Origin of the sequence: Bacillus sp. FSL P4-0248 (assembly GCF_038593305.1) — a bacterium.
GTDB classification, from domain to species: domain Bacteria; phylum Bacillota; class Bacilli; order Bacillales; family Bacillaceae; genus Bacillus; species Bacillus safensis.
The window spans coordinates 3,316,875-3,333,253 of record NZ_CP151983.1 but is presented as its reverse complement, the minus strand read 5'-3'; the positions used below and the strand labels follow the sequence as shown (position 1 = coordinate 3,333,253).

Below are 16,379 nucleotides of genomic sequence, written 5' to 3'. Positions count from 1 at the left end.
AGATGGATGTTTTGCTTACGGATCAACAGCGTCTCTGGAGAGAACAGACAGCAGAATTTGCACGCCAGCGTATATTCCCTGAAGTAGAAGCCATGGAACAAGGCCGGTTTCCAAACACCCTTTTAAGTGAAATGGGGCGGCAAGGCTATCTAGGGATTCCAATACCAGCTTCGTATCAAGGCTTAGGAGCAGATTTTACAACGTATATCATTGCAATCCATGAATTGTCGAAAGTGAGTGCGACCATCGGTGTCATTGTGTCCGTTCATACATCTGTTGTGACGATGCCTATTTTGACTTTTGGAACGAAGGAACAAAAAGAAACTTATGTCCCGCCGCTTGCATCCGGGAAGAAGCTGGGCGCCTTTTGTCTGACTGAACCAAAGGCTGGATCAGATGCCTCCAGTATTCAGTTAAGAGCAGAGCGGATGGGCGGCGATTATGTATTAAATGGGACGAAAATCTTTATCACAAGCGGCGGAGAAGCAGAACTGTATCTTGTCTTTGCGGTGACCGATCCGGCTTCTGCGAGAAAAAATATATCGGCGTTCATTGTCGAGAAAGATACGCCGGGATTTACGATTGGAAAAGATGAGAAAAAGATGGGACTGCACGGTTCAAAAACAGTCACGCTTCATTTTGATGGCGTGCGGATTCCAAAAGATCAGCTGCTCGGTGCAGAAGGAGAGGGCTTTCAAATTGCCATGTCCAGCTTAAATGCAGGGAGAATCGGAATTGCGGCTCAAAGCCTTGGCATTGCAGAAGCCGCATTAACCGAGGCAGTGGTCTATTTAAAGCAGCATCCAGCAGGTCTTGAAACAACCATTCGGCTGGGCGATTTGGCGGCGAAGCTTGAGGCGGCAAAACTGCTCGTCTATCAAGCGGCTTCTTTCAAAGAGGCAAATCGACCGGTCACAAAGGAAGCATCAATGGCAAAGCTATTTGCGTCAAAAACGGCGGTGGAGATCAGTACAGAAGCGATCCATTTGCTAGGCATGGATGGTTATACGAATCGCTATCAAGCAGAACGTTACTTTCGTGATGCGAAAATTTGTGAAATCTATGAAGGAACAAGTGAAATTCAAAGGCTGGTCATCTGTAAACAGCTAATATGAAACGAGGTGGCTCACGATGCAGTTCCAATTAAGTGATGAACATGAAATGATTCAAAAAATGGTGAGAGACTTTGCGAAAAATGAAGTGGAGCCAACAGCAGCAGAACGAGACGAAACAGAGACATATGATCCATCTATTTTCCGCAAAATGGCGGAGCTCGGTTTAACGGGTATCCCTTGGCCGGAAGACGTGGGCGGAATTGGCAGTGACTATTTAGCCTACGTCATAGCAGTTGAGGAGCTTTCAAGAGTGTGCGCCTCTACAGGCGTCACCCTGTCCGCTCATACATCTCTTGCTTCATGGCCAATCTATACATTTGGAACAAAGGAACAAAAAGAGAAATACTTAAAGCCGCTTGCAAAAGGGCAGAAGATAGGAGCATACGCGCTCACTGAGAGCGGATCTGGTTCAGATGCCGGCGGAATGAAGACAACGGCCGTCAAAGCAGGCAGTGAATATGTCCTGAACGGGGCGAAAATTTTTATTACAAATGGAGGCATTGCAGATTATTATATTGTGTTTGCCGTCACAGACCAAGAAGCTTCGTCTCGAAATACAACTGCTTTTATTGTAGAAAAAGAGACACCTGGTTTTTCCGTTGGCAAAAAGGAAAGCAAACTGGGCATACGTTCATCGCCAACAACTGAAATTCGATTTGAAGATTGCCGAATTCATGAAAGGAACCGGCTCGGTCTAGAAGGAGAAGGGTTCAAAATAGCCATGATGACACTCGATGGCGGCAGAAACGGCATTGCTGCACAGGCGGTTGGGATTGCGCAAGGTGCTCTTGATGCGGCGGTTGATTATGCCAAGGAGCGTAAACAATTTGGCAAACCAATCATTCAGCAGCAAGGGATCGCCTTTAAACTGGCTGATATGGCCACAGCGATTGAAGCATCAAGGCTGCTTACTTACCAGGCGGCATGGCTCGAAACGAAAGGCCTCCCGTATGGAAAGGAATCAGCCATGTCCAAGCTCTTTGCCGGTGATACAGCGATGAAGGTGACGACAGAAGCGGTTCAAATCTTCGGCGGGTACGGCTACACAAAGGATTACCCAGTCGAACGATACATGCGAGATGCGAAAATCACTCAAATTTATGAAGGAACTCAGGAAATCCAGCGCCTGGTCATCTCAAGGAAATTGCTAGATATGTAGAAAACAAGCAAAGACCGCCTGAACGTGAGGCGGTCTGTTTTCGTTCGTCATGCAGTTTTCAAACGTAAGCGTATTGTTAATGTTCATCCATATCATCATGTTATGTTAAAATTAGGGAAAATATCAATATGGAGGTTATGATGATGAACTCAACATTTATGGGCATTTTGGCAATCGTCACGATGGTGATCTGGATCATGGTGTCCGCGGAGCTTTCGAAATCTCCAAAAAAGCAGGAAGAAAAAGAAAACAGCCGGAGAAAACTAATCGTACTCATGTCTGCTGGAATGTTATTCACGATTCCTGTCGTTGTCTCACTCATTCAGAACATCCCATTTTAAAATAGACGAGAAAAAACTGAACGACAAAAAGCATGCCGTACCCACTCTAGGTGCTCCCCGTGAGAAAAATCAAAAATTAACATCAATAAAGGTGGCATAAACTCCCCCAATTTGTTTATAATGAGAGGTATGGTTTGTCGTAAGAATAAGGTATAAATACTTATTATTTCACTGATAAATGGATACATACATGTAATAGAAAGGGAGTGTCTGACCTTGAGTTTGAAAGAATACTCACAGGAACAGCTCAAACAAATGTCTTTAGTTGAACTTGCTTATGAAATTTTCAGAGACAGCAAAACACCAATTACGTTTTCCGAGTTAATAGATGAAATTATCCGTTTGCAAGGAATACAAAAATCCGATCTTGATGATCGACTTGCTCAATTTTATACAGACTTAAATATAGATGGCCGCTTTATTTCGTTAGGTGATCAGAGATGGGGACTTCGCAGCTGGTATCCAGTTGATCAAATCGAAGAAGAAGTTCAGCCAGCTGTGAAAACAAAAGCGAAAAAGAAAAAATCAAAAGCAGCTGTCGTTGAAGACGACTTCGATGAGATCGAAGAGGAAGAAGAAATCGACGAGCTTGAAGAAGACCTTGACCTTGTTGAAGACGACGATGATCTCGACCTAGACGATGATGAAGAAATTGAAGAAGATCTTGAAGACTTCGACGAAGATGACGATGAAGATGATGACGGCTTAACGGAGATTGATGAAGACGATTTAGACGATGATGAGGAAGACAAATAACCCTCTCAAACCGGTCTTCAAAACAGGACAAAACCGTCTTGACTTTCGAGAGCGAACTATGTAGTATGTATTTTGGGCTCTCTAAAAAAGAGTACGTAAAGATACGTTCATTTACGCTCCCTTTCATTTATTTGAAAGGGAGCTTTCTTATTTTTCAAGAGATTTAGGGATACACTCTAAAAAGGATGAAGCTGTGCATGTGTAGACATGCAAGGGTAAAAAAGAGAGGAGCATACGAAATGACAAAGTATATTTTTGTAACAGGAGGAGTTGTTTCCTCACTTGGAAAAGGAATCACGGCTGCATCGTTAGGCCGCCTTCTGAAAAATAGAGGGATGGATGTCACCATTCAAAAATTCGATCCATACATCAACGTAGACCCAGGGACAATGAGTCCATACCAGCACGGTGAAGTTTTTGTCACAGATGATGGTGCTGAAACAGACCTTGACTTAGGTCACTACGAGCGTTTCATTGATATTAACTTAAATAAGTACAGCAACGTCACAACTGGTAAAATCTACTCTACTGTTCTGAAGAAAGAGCGCCGCGGTGACTACTTAGGTGGAACAGTACAGGTCATTCCCCACATTACAAATGAAATCAAAGACCGCGTGTACCGTGCCGGAAAAGAAACGGGTGCAGATGTGGTCATTACAGAAATCGGCGGAACAGTAGGAGATATCGAATCCCTTCCATTCCTTGAAGCCATTCGTCAAATGAAGAGTGACATCGGCCGTGAAAACGTGATGTACATTCATTGTACCCTTGTTCCTTACATCCGTGCAGCAGGTGAATTGAAAACAAAACCAACACAGCATAGTGTGAAAGAACTTCGCAGTCTTGGTATTCAGCCAAATGTCATTGTGGTCAGAACGGAAATGCCATTGGCACAAGATATGAAGGACAAAATTGCGCTATTTTGTGATATTGATACAAAAGCTGTTATCGAATGTCAGGATGCAGACACGCTATACTCCATTCCGCTTGATTTACAAAAACAAGGGCTGGACAAGCTAGTATGTGAACATATGAAACTTGACTGCCAAGATGCGGACATGACGGAGTGGACAGCGCTTGTTGATAAAGTGCAAAACCTTTCGAAACAAGTCACAATTGGTCTTGTAGGGAAGTATGTTGAGCTGCAAGATGCTTATATTTCTGTCGTTGAATCACTTCGTCATGCTGGTTATGCGTTTGATGCAGATGTTCAAATTAAATGGATCAATGCAGAAGAAGTGACAGCAGAGAATATCGCTGATTTCGTACAAGATGTGGACGGCATTATTGTTCCTGGAGGCTTCGGAGACCGCGGAGTAGAAGGGAAAATCATTGCTACACAATATGCCCGTGAAAACAAAGTGCCATTCTTCGGAATCTGCTTAGGAATGCAAGTGGCATCTATCGAATACGCGAGAAACGTATTAGGCCTTGAGGGAGCTCATTCAGCGGAAATTGATCCTGAAACAGCATTCCCAATCATTGACCTTCTTCCAGAACAGAAGGATGTAGATGATCTAGGCGGAACACTTCGTCTCGGTCTATACCCTTGTAAATTAAATGAAGACTCAAAAGCATTTGCTGCATACAATGACGAAGTGGTCTACGAACGCCACCGCCATCGCTACGAGTTTAATAACGAATACAGACAGCAAATGGAAGCAGCAGGCTTTGTCTTCTCTGGTACAAGCCCAGATGGACGTCTTGTTGAAATTATCGAGCTGAAGGATCACCCTTGGTTCCTTGCTTCTCAGTTCCACCCAGAATTCGTTTCAAGACCGACAAGACCACAGCCATTATTTAGAGATTTCGTTGGTGCTTCACTTCAAGCATCTGAATCAAAATAAAACAAAAAACTGCCGGGAATATCACTTCTCGGCAGTTTTTTTATTCATATTCCTCGACGATTTCCTTCACAGTAAACGATAGAGCGTGGTAGACGTATAAGCAGGTCATTAAAGCAGGATAACCAAACCTTGTCCCATCTTCAGCGGGCACAAGCGGTTTCTTGAGCTGGAAATCAATGTGGACATCACAATGCTCTTCAATCGTAGACGGCTCCTTTTGTGCCGGCCCTACACCAACAACGGGCGTACCTTGTTCGTGCAGTTCTTTTGCAAGAGATTGAATTTCTTGATCTTCTGGGTCTGAATAAAATAGCAGCACCCTGTCACTTGGATGAAGTAAGCTGCGCTCCTTTTGATCGAGCGGCAGCACCTTCGCACCGGGAAACGGCTCCTTGCTTTCAGATGCCTCTAGGGCGACAGCAGCCAGTTCATTCTTGCCGTGAAAATAAACGGCATGTCCACTGACAACAGCCTGTGCAAGAAGGCGTGCACCGTCCTCAATCGCTTCAGCCTGTTTTTCTCCAATACGTGAAAAAATACCTGATAACTGGGTCGTAAAAATTTTTAACAAGACTGATTTCCTCCTTCGGTCAGATCATTTTATAATAGAATATAAAGAGAATATTAGGAAAAATGCTCAGAAAATGTCGTAAAGTAAACTATTATAAATAAAGGAAATGTGAAAATCAAACAGAATTATTTAACAACAGCTCTTTTTATGGCGAAAAATGAAAGCAATGGGGTGTAACAGATGAATGAGAAAATTTTAATTGTCGATGATCAGTACGGTATTAGAATATTATTGAATGAAGTGTTTCATAAAGAAGGCTATCAAACCTTCCAAGCTGCCAATGGACTACAGGCATTAGATATTGTGAAAAACCATAGACCGAACCTTGTCCTGCTTGATATGAAAATCCCCGGAATGGATGGTATCGAAATTTTAAAACGGATGAAATTAATTGATGAAGACATCCGTGTCATTATTATGACAGCCTATGGCGAATTAGATATGATCCAAGAATCCAAAGAACTCGGTGCATTGACGCACTTCGCTAAACCTTTTGATATTGATGAAATCCGAGATGCTGTCAAAGAATACCTGCCGCTTGAAACAAATGGCTAGATGGAAATGATTGAATCGAGTCATTCTGTTGCCGATTTGTCGAATAATTGGTATCCTAGAAAGGAAGAAGAAAGCGATCTGACTTTGAAAGTTTACATATGGCGAGAAATTCTGGTCATGCTAGGGTGGAGAGCTTTTTTTAGCAAGCAAATTAGCTACATAGGGAGGATTTTTCATCATGCCTTTAGTTTCAATGACAGAAATGTTGAAAGACGCAAAGGAAAAAGGTTACGCTGTTGGACAGTTTAACTTAAATAACTTAGAATTCACGCAAGCGATTTTACAAGCTGCTGAAGAAGAGAAATCTCCTGTTATCTTAGGAGTATCTGAAGGAGCAGGACGCTACATGGGCGGCTTCAAAACAGTTGTCGCAATGGTTAAAGCGTTAATCGAAGAATATAATGTAACAGTCCCTGTTGCGATTCATTTAGATCACGGTTCAAGCTTTGAATCTTGTGCAAAAGCGATTCATGCAGGATTTACTTCTGTCATGATCGATGCTTCTCACCACCCATTCGATGAGAATGTGGAAACAACTGCGAAAGTCGTTGAACTTGCACATTTCCATGGTGTGTCTGTAGAAGCTGAACTTGGAACTGTTGGTGGGCAAGAAGATGACGTCATCGCTGAAGGCGTTATTTATGCTGATCCAAAAGAGTGCCAAGAGCTTGTAGAACGCACTGGTATCGACTGCCTTGCACCTGCATTAGGTTCAGTACATGGTCCGTACAAAGGTGAACCAAACCTTGGTTTCGCTGAAATGGAAGAAATTGGTAAAACAACTGGTCTTCCACTTGTTCTTCACGGCGGAACAGGTATCCCAACTGCTGACATCAAGCGTGCAATTTCACTTGGTACAGCAAAAATCAATGTCAACACTGAAAACCAAATTGCTTCTGCGAAAGCAGTACGCGAAACACTTGCTGCAAAAACAGAAGAGTATGATCCACGTAAATATCTTGGACCAGCTCGTGACGCAATTAAAGCGACTGTTATCGGCAAAATGCGCGAATTTGGTTCTTCTAACCAAGCATAATTTGATGAGAACCGAAAGCCGCCTGAGTCACAGGCGGTTTTCTCCATATCTTGAGAAAGCGCAATCAAATTTACATTTCAGACAATTTATTGATAGGAGAGTGGCATAGTTATGTTATTTTTCGTAGATACAGCGAATATTGAGGACATCAAAGAGGCGCACGAGCTTGGCATTTTAGCAGGCGTCACAACAAACCCTAGTTTAGTAGCGAAAGAAAAGGACGTATCATTCCACGACCGCCTTCGCGAAATCACTGACGTGGTATCAGGTTCTGTCAGTGCAGAAGTGATTTCCCTAAAAGCAGAGGAAATGATTGAAGAAGGAAAAGAGCTTGCTGCCATCGCACCAAATATTACGGTCAAAATTCCAATGACTACAGATGGCCTTAAAGCTGTCAAAGCATTAACAGACCTTGGAATTAAAACAAACGTCACATTGATTTTTAGTGCAAATCAGGCACTTCTTGCAGCTAGAGCTGGTGCGACGTATGTCTCTCCATTCCTTGGCCGCTTAGATGACATTGGCCAAAATGGTCTTGATCTCATCAGCGAAGTGAAAACTATTTTTGATGTTCATGGATTAGATACACAAATCATTGCTGCATCTATTCGTCATCCGCAGCATGTGACAGAAGCTGCGCTTAGAGGTGCTCATATCGGCACAATGCCGCTGAAAGTCATCAAGCAGCTGACGAAACACCCATTAACGGATGCAGGCATTGAGCAATTTTTAGCAGACTGGAATAAATAAATGTTGTGGCAGGCGGGATCGTCTCTCGTTTGCCATAGTTTCCTTATAAACGCTAAGAAATGTTTTGTGCAAAGAAGAGAACATCACAGCCTCGCAAAGCTTCGATTATTTTTCTTCCGACAAATTTCGTTTAACCTGTATTCTTTCTCTTGATATTGGCTAAATTTTGGACAAGACCTTTTAAAGCGCGACATCCACAAACAGTATAACTCCAACAGTGATCTTCTTTAAGAAGGGAGACAAATATGGAAAAGTTAAACATTGCCGGCGGTGATCCCTTGCGCGGGACCGTACATATTAGTGGTGCGAAAAATAGTGCTGTAGCACTGATTCCTGCCACGATTCTCGCTGATTCTCCAGTAACCATTGAAGGCCTTCCGCATATATCAGATATCGACACATTACGGGATCTGTTAGAAGAAATTGGCGGAAAGGTCACTTTTGAAAAAGGTGAAATGGTTGTTAATCCTGTTTCCATGATTAGTATGCCGCTTCCTAATGGAAAAGTGAAGAAACTGCGTGCATCCTATTATTTAATGGGCGCCATGCTGGGCAGATTTAAGCAGGCTGTCATCGGACTGCCAGGAGGATGCCACTTAGGGCCTAGGCCGATCGATCAGCATATCAAAGGCTTTGAAGCACTTGGAGCCGAGGTGACAAACGAGCAGGGTGCAATTTATTTGCGTGCTGAAAAATTAGTCGGAGCCCGGATTTATCTTGATGTTGTCAGTGTAGGTGCGACGATCAACATCATGCTGGCAGCCGTACTGGCTGAAGGAAAAACCGTGATTGAAAATGCTGCAAAGGAACCCGAAATTATTGATGTAGCGACACTGCTTGCAAGCATGGGGGCTAAAATCAAAGGTGCGGGTACCGATGTCATTCGAATCGAAGGTGTAGAATCTCTTCATGGCTGTAAGCATTCAATCATCCCTGACCGCATCGAAGCAGGAACATTTTTAATAGCTGGTGCAGCGATGGGGGATGAAGTTGTACTTGATAATGTGATCCCAACTCATTTAGAATCAATTACGGCGAAACTTAGAGAAATGGGGTTCACCATTGAAACGAGCAACGATCAGATGCTGATCGTTGGCAGAAACGAAGGACTCAAGCCTGTCGATATCAAAACCCTTGTGTATCCGGGCTTTCCGACTGACCTTCAGCAGCCGATGACGGCGCTGTTAACAAAAGCGAAAGGCACGAGTGTGGTCACAGATACGATCTACTCAGCACGCTTTAAGCACATTGACGAATTGCGCCGAATGGGTGCAAACATGAAGGTCGAAGGTAGATCTGCTATTATTACCGGACAAACGCAGCTCCAAGGAGCAAAGGTCAAAGCAAGTGATCTGCGTGCAGGCGCTTGTCTTGTTGTCGCAGGGTTAATGGCAGACGGTGTGACCGAAATCACAGGGCTTGAACATATAGACAGAGGATATAGTTTGCTTGAGAAGAAGCTTGAAGGCTTGGGTGCAACCATCTGGCGTGAAAAGCTGAATGACCAAGAAATAGAAGAACTTCAAAATTCATAAGGCTTTGACTGTGAGAGGAGATTTGGACAAAAATGGAAAGAAGTTTATCGATGGAACTAGTACGGGTGACAGAAGCAGCTGCATTAAAATCTGCCCGTTGGATGGGAAGAGGATTAAAAGACGAAGCGGATGATGCTGCAACAAGTGCAATGCGTGATGTATTTGACACCATTCCGATGAAGGGGACAGTGGTCATTGGCGAAGGAGAAATGGACGAAGCACCAATGCTTTATATTGGGGAAAAGCTTGGGAACGGATATGGACCTCGCGTGGATGTCGCTGTTGATCCATTAGAAGGAACAAACATTGTGGCAAGCGGCGGCTGGAATGCCTTAGCTGTCATTGCAGTTGCAGATCATGGCAATCTGCTGAATGCACCTGATATGTACATGGATAAGATCGCAGTAGGTCCAGAAGCGGTAGGCTGCATCGACATTGAAGCGCCTGTCATTGATAATCTTCGCGCTGTTGCAAAAGCAAAAAACAAAGATATTGAAGATGTGGTTGCAACGATTTTAAACAGAGATCGACATGAGAAAATTATTGCGGAACTGAGAGAAGCAGGAGCAAGAATTAAACTGATCGACGATGGTGACGTTGCAGGAGCCATTAATACAGCATTTGATCACACAGGTGTTGATATTCTATTTGGTTCAGGTGGAGCGCCTGAGGGTGTCCTTTCTGCTGTTGCGTTAAAGGCACTTGGTGGCGAAATTCATGGTAAGCTTCTTCCTCAAAGTGAAGAAGAACTCAGACGCTGTGAGAAAATGGGGCTGGATGTTGGGAAAGTCCTCAGAATGGAAGATCTCGTAAAAGGAGATGACGCCATTTTTGCAGCGACAGGTGTAACGGACGGCGAATTACTTAAAGGTGTTCAATTCAAAGGCTCTGTTGGAACAACACATAGTGTTGTCATGCGTGCGAAATCAGGTACGGTTCGTTTCGTAGACGGCAGACACAGCTTAAAGAAAAAACCGAATCTTGTCATTCGTCCGTAATCTGAAAGCGGGTATTCATTACCCGCTTTTCATATAGGTGTCAAATGTATATCATTTTCTTTTAAAAGTTGAATATTCTCTGCAAATGAGGTAAAACTAAAGAGTGCTGCGAAATTTTCTGCGAATTTACTTCTTTTAAGCTTCAACAAGTTTAAATACTGCCGCATCATGACGATATACTCATTATCCTTCTCTATGTTGACAAAGCTCTATTTCACATTGTTCCTATCTTTCACGATAAAACGAGTGGGAGCGTTACCATCAGAGCGAGGTCATTCCAACAACAACGGAATTAAAAGCTAATCAAATACAATGGTCATGCATTTGTAAAGAAATACATTGACTAGAAAAGTGTGGTGTCCATATTGAAAGATGTTTCGATTTCATCTTTGGAAAATATGAAATTAAAAGAGCTGTATGAGTTAGCAAAGCGATACAAAATCTCTTATTACAGCAAACTAACAAAAAAAGAATTAATTTTTGCCATCTTAAAGGCGAACGCTGAGCAAGAGGATCTCTTATTTATGGAAGGGGTTCTTGAAATTATTCAGTCTGAGGGATTTGGTTTCTTAAGACCGATTAACTACTCCCCAAGTTCTGAAGACATTTATATTTCAGCTTCACAAATCAGACGCTTTGATTTACGAAATGGAGATAAAGTGTCTGGAAAGGTACGACCTCCAAAAGAAAATGAACGCTACTATGGCCTCCTTCATGTAGAAGCGGTAAATGGGGACGACCCAGAATCAGCAAAGGAACGTGTTCACTTTCCTGCACTCACACCGCTATTTCCTGACCGCCAAATGATTCTTGAAACACAGCCTAACCACCTGTCTACTAGAATTATGGACATGATGGCGCCAGTTGGATTTGGACAGCGTGGTTTAATCGTTGCACCGCCTAAGGCTGGAAAAACCATTTTGCTTAAAGAAATTGCCAACAGCATTTCTGAAAATCACCCAGAGGCAGAGCTGATTGTCCTTTTGATTGACGAACGCCCAGAAGAAGTAACAGATATCGAACGTTCTGTTGCAGGGGATGTTGTTAGTTCAACCTTTGACGAAGTACCGGAAAACCACATTAAAGTAGCAGAGCTTGTCTTAGAGCGTGCTATGCGTCTTGTTGAACATAAGAAAGATGTCATCATCTTAATGGACAGCATCACAAGGCTTGCTCGTGCATACAACCTTGTGATTCCGCCAAGCGGCCGAACGCTTTCAGGCGGTATTGATCCTGCGGCTTTCCATCGTCCAAAACGCTTCTTTGGTGCTGCGCGTAACATTGAAGAAGGCGGAAGCTTGACGATTTTAGCCACTGCACTTGTTGATACAGGATCACGTATGGATGACGTGATTTATGAGGAGTTTAAAGGAACTGGAAACATGGAGCTTCATTTGGACCGTTCTTTGGCCGAAAGAAGAATTTTCCCTGCGATCGACATTCGCCGTTCTGGTACGAGAAAAGAAGAACTGCTTGTGCCAAAAGAGCATCTTGATCGTTTATGGGCGATGAGAAAATCGATGTCAGATACACCTGACTTCGCTGAGAAGTTCATGCGCAAAATGAGAAAAACAAAGACAAACCAAGAATTTTTCGATATTTTAACGCAAGAATGGAAACAAGCCAATATGTCTGCATCAAGAAGATAGCTTCCCTGAAAAAATACATTTGCAATCATAGACTCACACTGTTATAATTTTATCATGTGCGTTTCAGAATTTATTTCTGAGATATTAACTCTGTTTCCGAATTGGATTCAGGGCGGAAGGAGATGACAGTAGATGAAAACAGGAATTCATCCTAACTACAAAAAAGCTACAGTCAAATGCGCTTGTGGAAATGAGTTTGAAACTGGATCAGTAAAAGAAGAGGTACGCATCGAGATTTGCTCTGAGTGCCATCCTTTCTATACAGGCCGTCAAAAATTCGCTTCTGCTGATGGACGTGTTGACCGCTTTAACAAAAAATACGGTCTTAAGTAATAATAGATACAATAAACAGGCAGGAATCCGTTCTTGCCTGTTTTTTTACGTGGATTGATGGAACTTTAAAACGGGGGAGAAGACCTTATGTATGTGATGAAACAAAGCGGTTGGCTTGAAGTCATCTGCGGCAGTATGTTTTCTGGAAAGTCGGAAGAATTGATTCGGAGAGCCAAAAGGGCCACCTTTGCCAAACAAGAAGTAAAAATATTCAAACCAGCAATTGATAACCGATATAGTACAAGCTCAGTTGTGTCACATAACGGTTCATCATTAGATGGGATTGCAGTAGCCTCACCAAAAGACATAATAACGCACATATCAGAAAGAACCGATGTCATTGGCATTGATGAGGTGCAATTTTTTGATGAGACAATCATTGACATTGTCACTCAATTGGCTGACCAAGGCTACCGAGTCATTGTTGCAGGCCTGGATCAAGACTTCAGAGGAGAGCCATTTGGTGTTGTTCCGCATTTAATGGCATGTGCAGAGCTTGTAACAAAACTTCAAGCAGTTTGTTCGGTATGCGGCTCCCCAGCGAGTAGAACACAACGCTTGATCGACGGTAAACCCGCATCCTATGATGATCCTATTATTTTAGTAGGTGCGCAGGAATCATACGAAGCACGATGCAGACATCACCATGAAGTACCAAGACTTGATGTTGGTACAACACTTGACAAATAAAAAATAGCAAATGCCGCTGTGTTTCGTTTTTCGAGATTTTGGCTGAACACCCATCATTTGTACTTAAATAAATTAAATAACACTACGATTAAATTATCTAATTTTCAACGCTTGCGTTTTGTCATAAGCAGGCATAAAATGACTAACTGTAGTGTAAAGCATTTAAATGAAAAGTTCGATTTCTTGTCATAATTTTTTTGATTAAGGATTTTTCTCCTTAATCGTTCTTTGGATTAATAGTTCACTTTATTTATATTTTAGAAAGAGGGTAGTTTTTGATGAACAACGTGAAGAAAACAAAAGAAGGGTACCTCGAAACCACTTTGACAGGTAAAGATGTATTATCGATTCCAACGTTGAATAAAGGCGTTGCTTTCTCTGAAGAAGAAAGACAAGAGCTTGGACTAGAAGGCTTACTACCTCCAACGGTTCTAACTTTAGAACAGCAAGCAGAAAGAGCGTACAAGCAGTTTCTAGCTCAGCCGGATCGTCTTCGTCAAAACGTATACTTAAGTGATTTACAAAACCGTAACGAAGTATTGTTCTACAAGCTTCTAACAGAAAAGCTTCGTGAAATGCTTCCAGTTGTGTACACACCAACTGTTGGTGAAGCGATTCAAGAATACAGCCATGAATACAGAAGACCTCATGGTGTCTATCTTTCAATCGACGATATTGACGGAATCGAGAAAGCATTTGAAAACTTGCACGCAACTGCTGGAGATATTGACCTCATCGTTGCAACTGACTCTGAGAGTATTCTTGGAATTGGTGACTGGGGTGTTGGTGGTATCAATATCGCAATCGGTAAATTAGCTGTTTACACGGCTGCAGCAGGTATTGATCCTAGCCGCGTGATTCCAGTTGTATTAGATGTTGGAACAAACAATGAAAAATTATTGAATGATCCATTATACATCGGGAACCATCACAAACGTGTACAAGGTGAAAAATACGAAGAATTCATTGATGCTTATGTGAAAGCAGCACTTAAATTCTTCCCGAAAGCATTGCTTCACTGGGAAGACCTTGGAAACAAAAATGCGCGTAACATCATGAAAAAATACAACGATAACATCTTAACGTTCAACGATGATATTCAAGGTACTGGTGCCATTACTTTAGCGGGTGTTCTTGCAGCTGTCAAGAAAACTGGTACTCAATTGAAAGATCACCGTGTTGTCATCTTCGGAGCTGGATCAGCTGGTATCGGAATTGCAGATCAAATGCGTGACACAATGGTTCTTGAAGGTCTAACAGAAGAAGAAGCAAACAATGCATTCTGGACATTAGACTACAGAGGATTGCTAACAGATCAATTTGAGGATGAAGTTCTTGATTTCCAAAAACCATACCTTCGTACTTCTGATGAAGTAGAAGGCTGGGCACGCGATGAAAAAGGACAAATCTCATTTGCTGAAACTGTTCGCAGGGTGAAGCCGACGATCCTTATCGGTACATCAGGTCAAGGCGGCGCATTCACTGAAGAAATCATTAAAGAAATGGCAGCTCATACAGAGCGTCCAGTGATCATGCCAATGTCTAACCCAACACCGCTTGCTGAAGCTGTGCCAGAGGATCTATTCAAATGGACTGACGGCCGTGCGCTTGTTGCAACAGGAAGCCCGTTCGAAAACGTTGAGTATAACGGAATTGAACATGAAATCGGACAATCAAACAATGCGTTCGTTTTCCCTGGACTTGGTCTTGGTTCAATCGTAACAGAATCAAAAATCATCACAAAAGGCATGTTCGTTGCTTCTGCGAATGCAATTGCTGAAATGGTTGATCATGAGAAACCAGGTGCTGGTCTTCTTCCAAGTATTGATAAATTGCAAGAAGTGTCAATTCATGTGGCTGTTGAAGTAGCGAAAGCAGCAATTAAAGATGGTGTCGCTAGAAGAACACCTGATAACATCGAACAAGCTGTGAAAGACGCAATGTGGATTCCTGAATATAAAAAAATTGTAAGAGCATAATAAAATGTGTAACGCGGCATTGCTTCGGGTAATTTAAGCAATGCCGCAATAAAAAAAGAAACACGTAAAGGATTTAAGGAGGAAGAGTAAGGTGGACTTTTTAAATATTTTGATCCTCCTAGCACCGATTTTTTTCGTTATCGCGCTGGGTTGGTTCGCAGGGAACTTCGGCAGCTATGACGCTAAATCTGCAAAAGGTGTAAGTACACTTGTTACAAAGTATGCTTTACCAGCGCACTTTATCGCCAGTATTCTGTCAACACCAAAAGATAAATTCTATAGTCAAATTCCATTTTTCGTTGCATTGATTTTCGGAATTGTTGGTTTTTATATCATTATCCTTTTAGTTACAAAATTTGCTTTTAAATATGATTTAACAGATTCTTCTGTTTTCTCATTAAACTCAGCACAACCGACCTTTGCATTTATGGGGATTCCGGTCTTGGGCAGTTTATTTGGGGCTCAAGAAGTCGCAATTCCGATTGCGATTACCGGAATAGTTGTAAATGCATTGCTTGATCCAATTGCTATTATTGTGTCAACTGTCGGTGAAAAAACAAAAGGAAAAGCCAAAGAAGGCGAAAGTTTCCTAAAAATGACGACAAAAGCAATTTTGCACGGTTTATCAGAGCCGCTTGCACTTGCGCCGTTAGCCAGTATCATTCTTGTTCTTTTAGGATTTAAACTTCCTGCAATCGGACATGAAATGTTAGAGGAAATTGGCAGCGTTACATCAGGGGTTGCGCTATTCGCAGTCGGTGTCACTGTTGGTATCCGAAAAATTAAATTAAGCTTGCCAGCCTTCAGTATTGCATTGCTAAAAGTAGCTGTACAACCATTACTTATGTATTTTATTGCCGTTCTTATGGGTCTTTCGGCTGATGAAATTACAAAAGCTGTATTGCTTGTTGCCTTCCCAGGTTCAGCTGTTGCAGCGATGATCGCAACACGATTTGAAAAACAAGAGGCGGAAACTGCATCCGCATTTGTGATCAGTGCCATCATGTCACTCATCACATTACCGATCATTATTGCACTTACCGTATAATATAGTAGAAAGGCTGC

The 16,379-nt window shown here is 42.4% G+C and carries 16 protein-coding genes; 15 read left to right on the top strand and 1 reads right to left on the bottom strand.

Annotation, left to right across the window (positions count from 1 at the left end; translation table 11 throughout):
- The first annotated feature begins 2 nt into the window (after positions 1-2).
- From NST65_RS17180 to pyrG, 5 genes are all read left to right on the top strand, one after another.
- Positions 3-1,115, top strand: coding sequence for an acyl-CoA dehydrogenase family protein (locus NST65_RS17180; protein WP_111926866.1), 1,113 nt, complete (start codon positions 3-5; stop codon positions 1,113-1,115).
- Between the two features lie 16 nt (positions 1,116-1,131).
- Entirely contained in the window at positions 1,132-2,274 is a 1,143-nt protein-coding gene (locus NST65_RS17175) for an acyl-CoA dehydrogenase (protein ID WP_046312936.1), read from the top strand.
- A gap of 143 nt (positions 2,275-2,417) precedes the next feature.
- Entirely contained in the window at positions 2,418-2,615 is a 198-nt protein-coding gene (locus NST65_RS17170; protein WP_034281233.1) for a hypothetical protein, read from the top strand.
- 216 nt (positions 2,616-2,831) lie between these two features.
- Positions 2,832-3,371, top strand: coding sequence for a DNA-directed RNA polymerase subunit delta (gene rpoE / locus NST65_RS17165; RefSeq protein WP_034281231.1), 540 nt, complete (start codon positions 2,832-2,834; stop codon positions 3,369-3,371).
- 239 nt (positions 3,372-3,610) lie between these two features.
- Positions 3,611-5,218 (top strand): CTP synthase (glutamine hydrolyzing), encoded by a 1,608-nt coding sequence (pyrG, locus tag NST65_RS17160; RefSeq protein ID WP_034281230.1) that lies wholly within the window; start codon positions 3,611-3,613, stop codon positions 5,216-5,218.
- Between the two features lie 40 nt (positions 5,219-5,258).
- On the opposite strand, the gene NST65_RS17155 is transcribed toward pyrG, so the two are convergent.
- The gene (locus NST65_RS17155; RefSeq protein ID WP_046312941.1) at positions 5,259-5,789 is read right to left on the bottom strand and encodes a DUF2529 domain-containing protein; all 531 of its coding nucleotides are present in this window, start codon (positions 5,787-5,789) and stop codon (positions 5,259-5,261) included.
- Between the two features lie 180 nt (positions 5,790-5,969).
- Here NST65_RS17155 and NST65_RS17150 point away from each other — a divergent pair, with 180 nt between their 5' ends.
- From NST65_RS17150 to NST65_RS17105, 10 genes are all read left to right on the top strand, one after another.
- Positions 5,970-6,344: a response regulator gene (locus NST65_RS17150; RefSeq protein ID WP_003214681.1), complete on the top strand. Its 375-nt coding sequence runs from the start codon at positions 5,970-5,972 to the stop codon at positions 6,342-6,344.
- A gap of 178 nt (positions 6,345-6,522) precedes the next feature.
- Positions 6,523-7,380, top strand: a complete 858-nt coding sequence (locus NST65_RS17145) for a class II fructose-bisphosphate aldolase (protein WP_024423748.1) — start codon at positions 6,523-6,525, stop codon at positions 7,378-7,380.
- Between the two features lie 111 nt (positions 7,381-7,491).
- A complete protein-coding gene (fsa, locus tag NST65_RS17140) occupies positions 7,492-8,130 on the top strand; it encodes a fructose-6-phosphate aldolase (RefSeq protein WP_024426351.1) in 639 nt (212 codons plus the stop codon).
- A 245-nt stretch (positions 8,131-8,375) separates the two neighbouring features.
- Positions 8,376-9,665 carry a UDP-N-acetylglucosamine 1-carboxyvinyltransferase gene (locus tag NST65_RS17135; protein ID WP_024423746.1) on the top strand — a complete coding sequence of 430 codons (1,290 nt, stop codon included), beginning with the start codon at positions 8,376-8,378 and terminating at the stop codon, positions 9,663-9,665.
- A gap of 32 nt (positions 9,666-9,697) precedes the next feature.
- The gene (glpX, locus tag NST65_RS17130; RefSeq protein ID WP_012011567.1) at positions 9,698-10,663 is read left to right on the top strand and encodes a class II fructose-bisphosphatase; all 966 of its coding nucleotides are present in this window, start codon (positions 9,698-9,700) and stop codon (positions 10,661-10,663) included.
- 365 nt (positions 10,664-11,028) lie between these two features.
- Positions 11,029-12,312: a transcription termination factor Rho gene (rho, locus tag NST65_RS17125; protein WP_008354975.1), complete on the top strand. Its 1,284-nt coding sequence runs from the start codon at positions 11,029-11,031 to the stop codon at positions 12,310-12,312.
- Between the two features lie 132 nt (positions 12,313-12,444).
- Positions 12,445-12,645 carry a 50S ribosomal protein L31 gene (gene rpmE, locus NST65_RS17120; protein ID WP_003215407.1) on the top strand — a complete coding sequence of 67 codons (201 nt, stop codon included), beginning with the start codon at positions 12,445-12,447 and terminating at the stop codon, positions 12,643-12,645.
- Between the two features lie 87 nt (positions 12,646-12,732).
- The gene (locus NST65_RS17115) at positions 12,733-13,335 is read left to right on the top strand and encodes a thymidine kinase (RefSeq protein ID WP_024423745.1); all 603 of its coding nucleotides are present in this window, start codon (positions 12,733-12,735) and stop codon (positions 13,333-13,335) included.
- 278 nt (positions 13,336-13,613) lie between these two features.
- Entirely contained in the window at positions 13,614-15,314 is a 1,701-nt protein-coding gene (gene malS / locus NST65_RS17110) for an oxaloacetate-decarboxylating malate dehydrogenase (protein ID WP_046312945.1), read from the top strand.
- 91 nt (positions 15,315-15,405) lie between these two features.
- The gene (locus tag NST65_RS17105) at positions 15,406-16,362 is read left to right on the top strand and encodes an AEC family transporter (protein WP_024423743.1); all 957 of its coding nucleotides are present in this window, start codon (positions 15,406-15,408) and stop codon (positions 16,360-16,362) included.
- Positions 16,363-16,379: the final 17 nt, after the last annotated feature.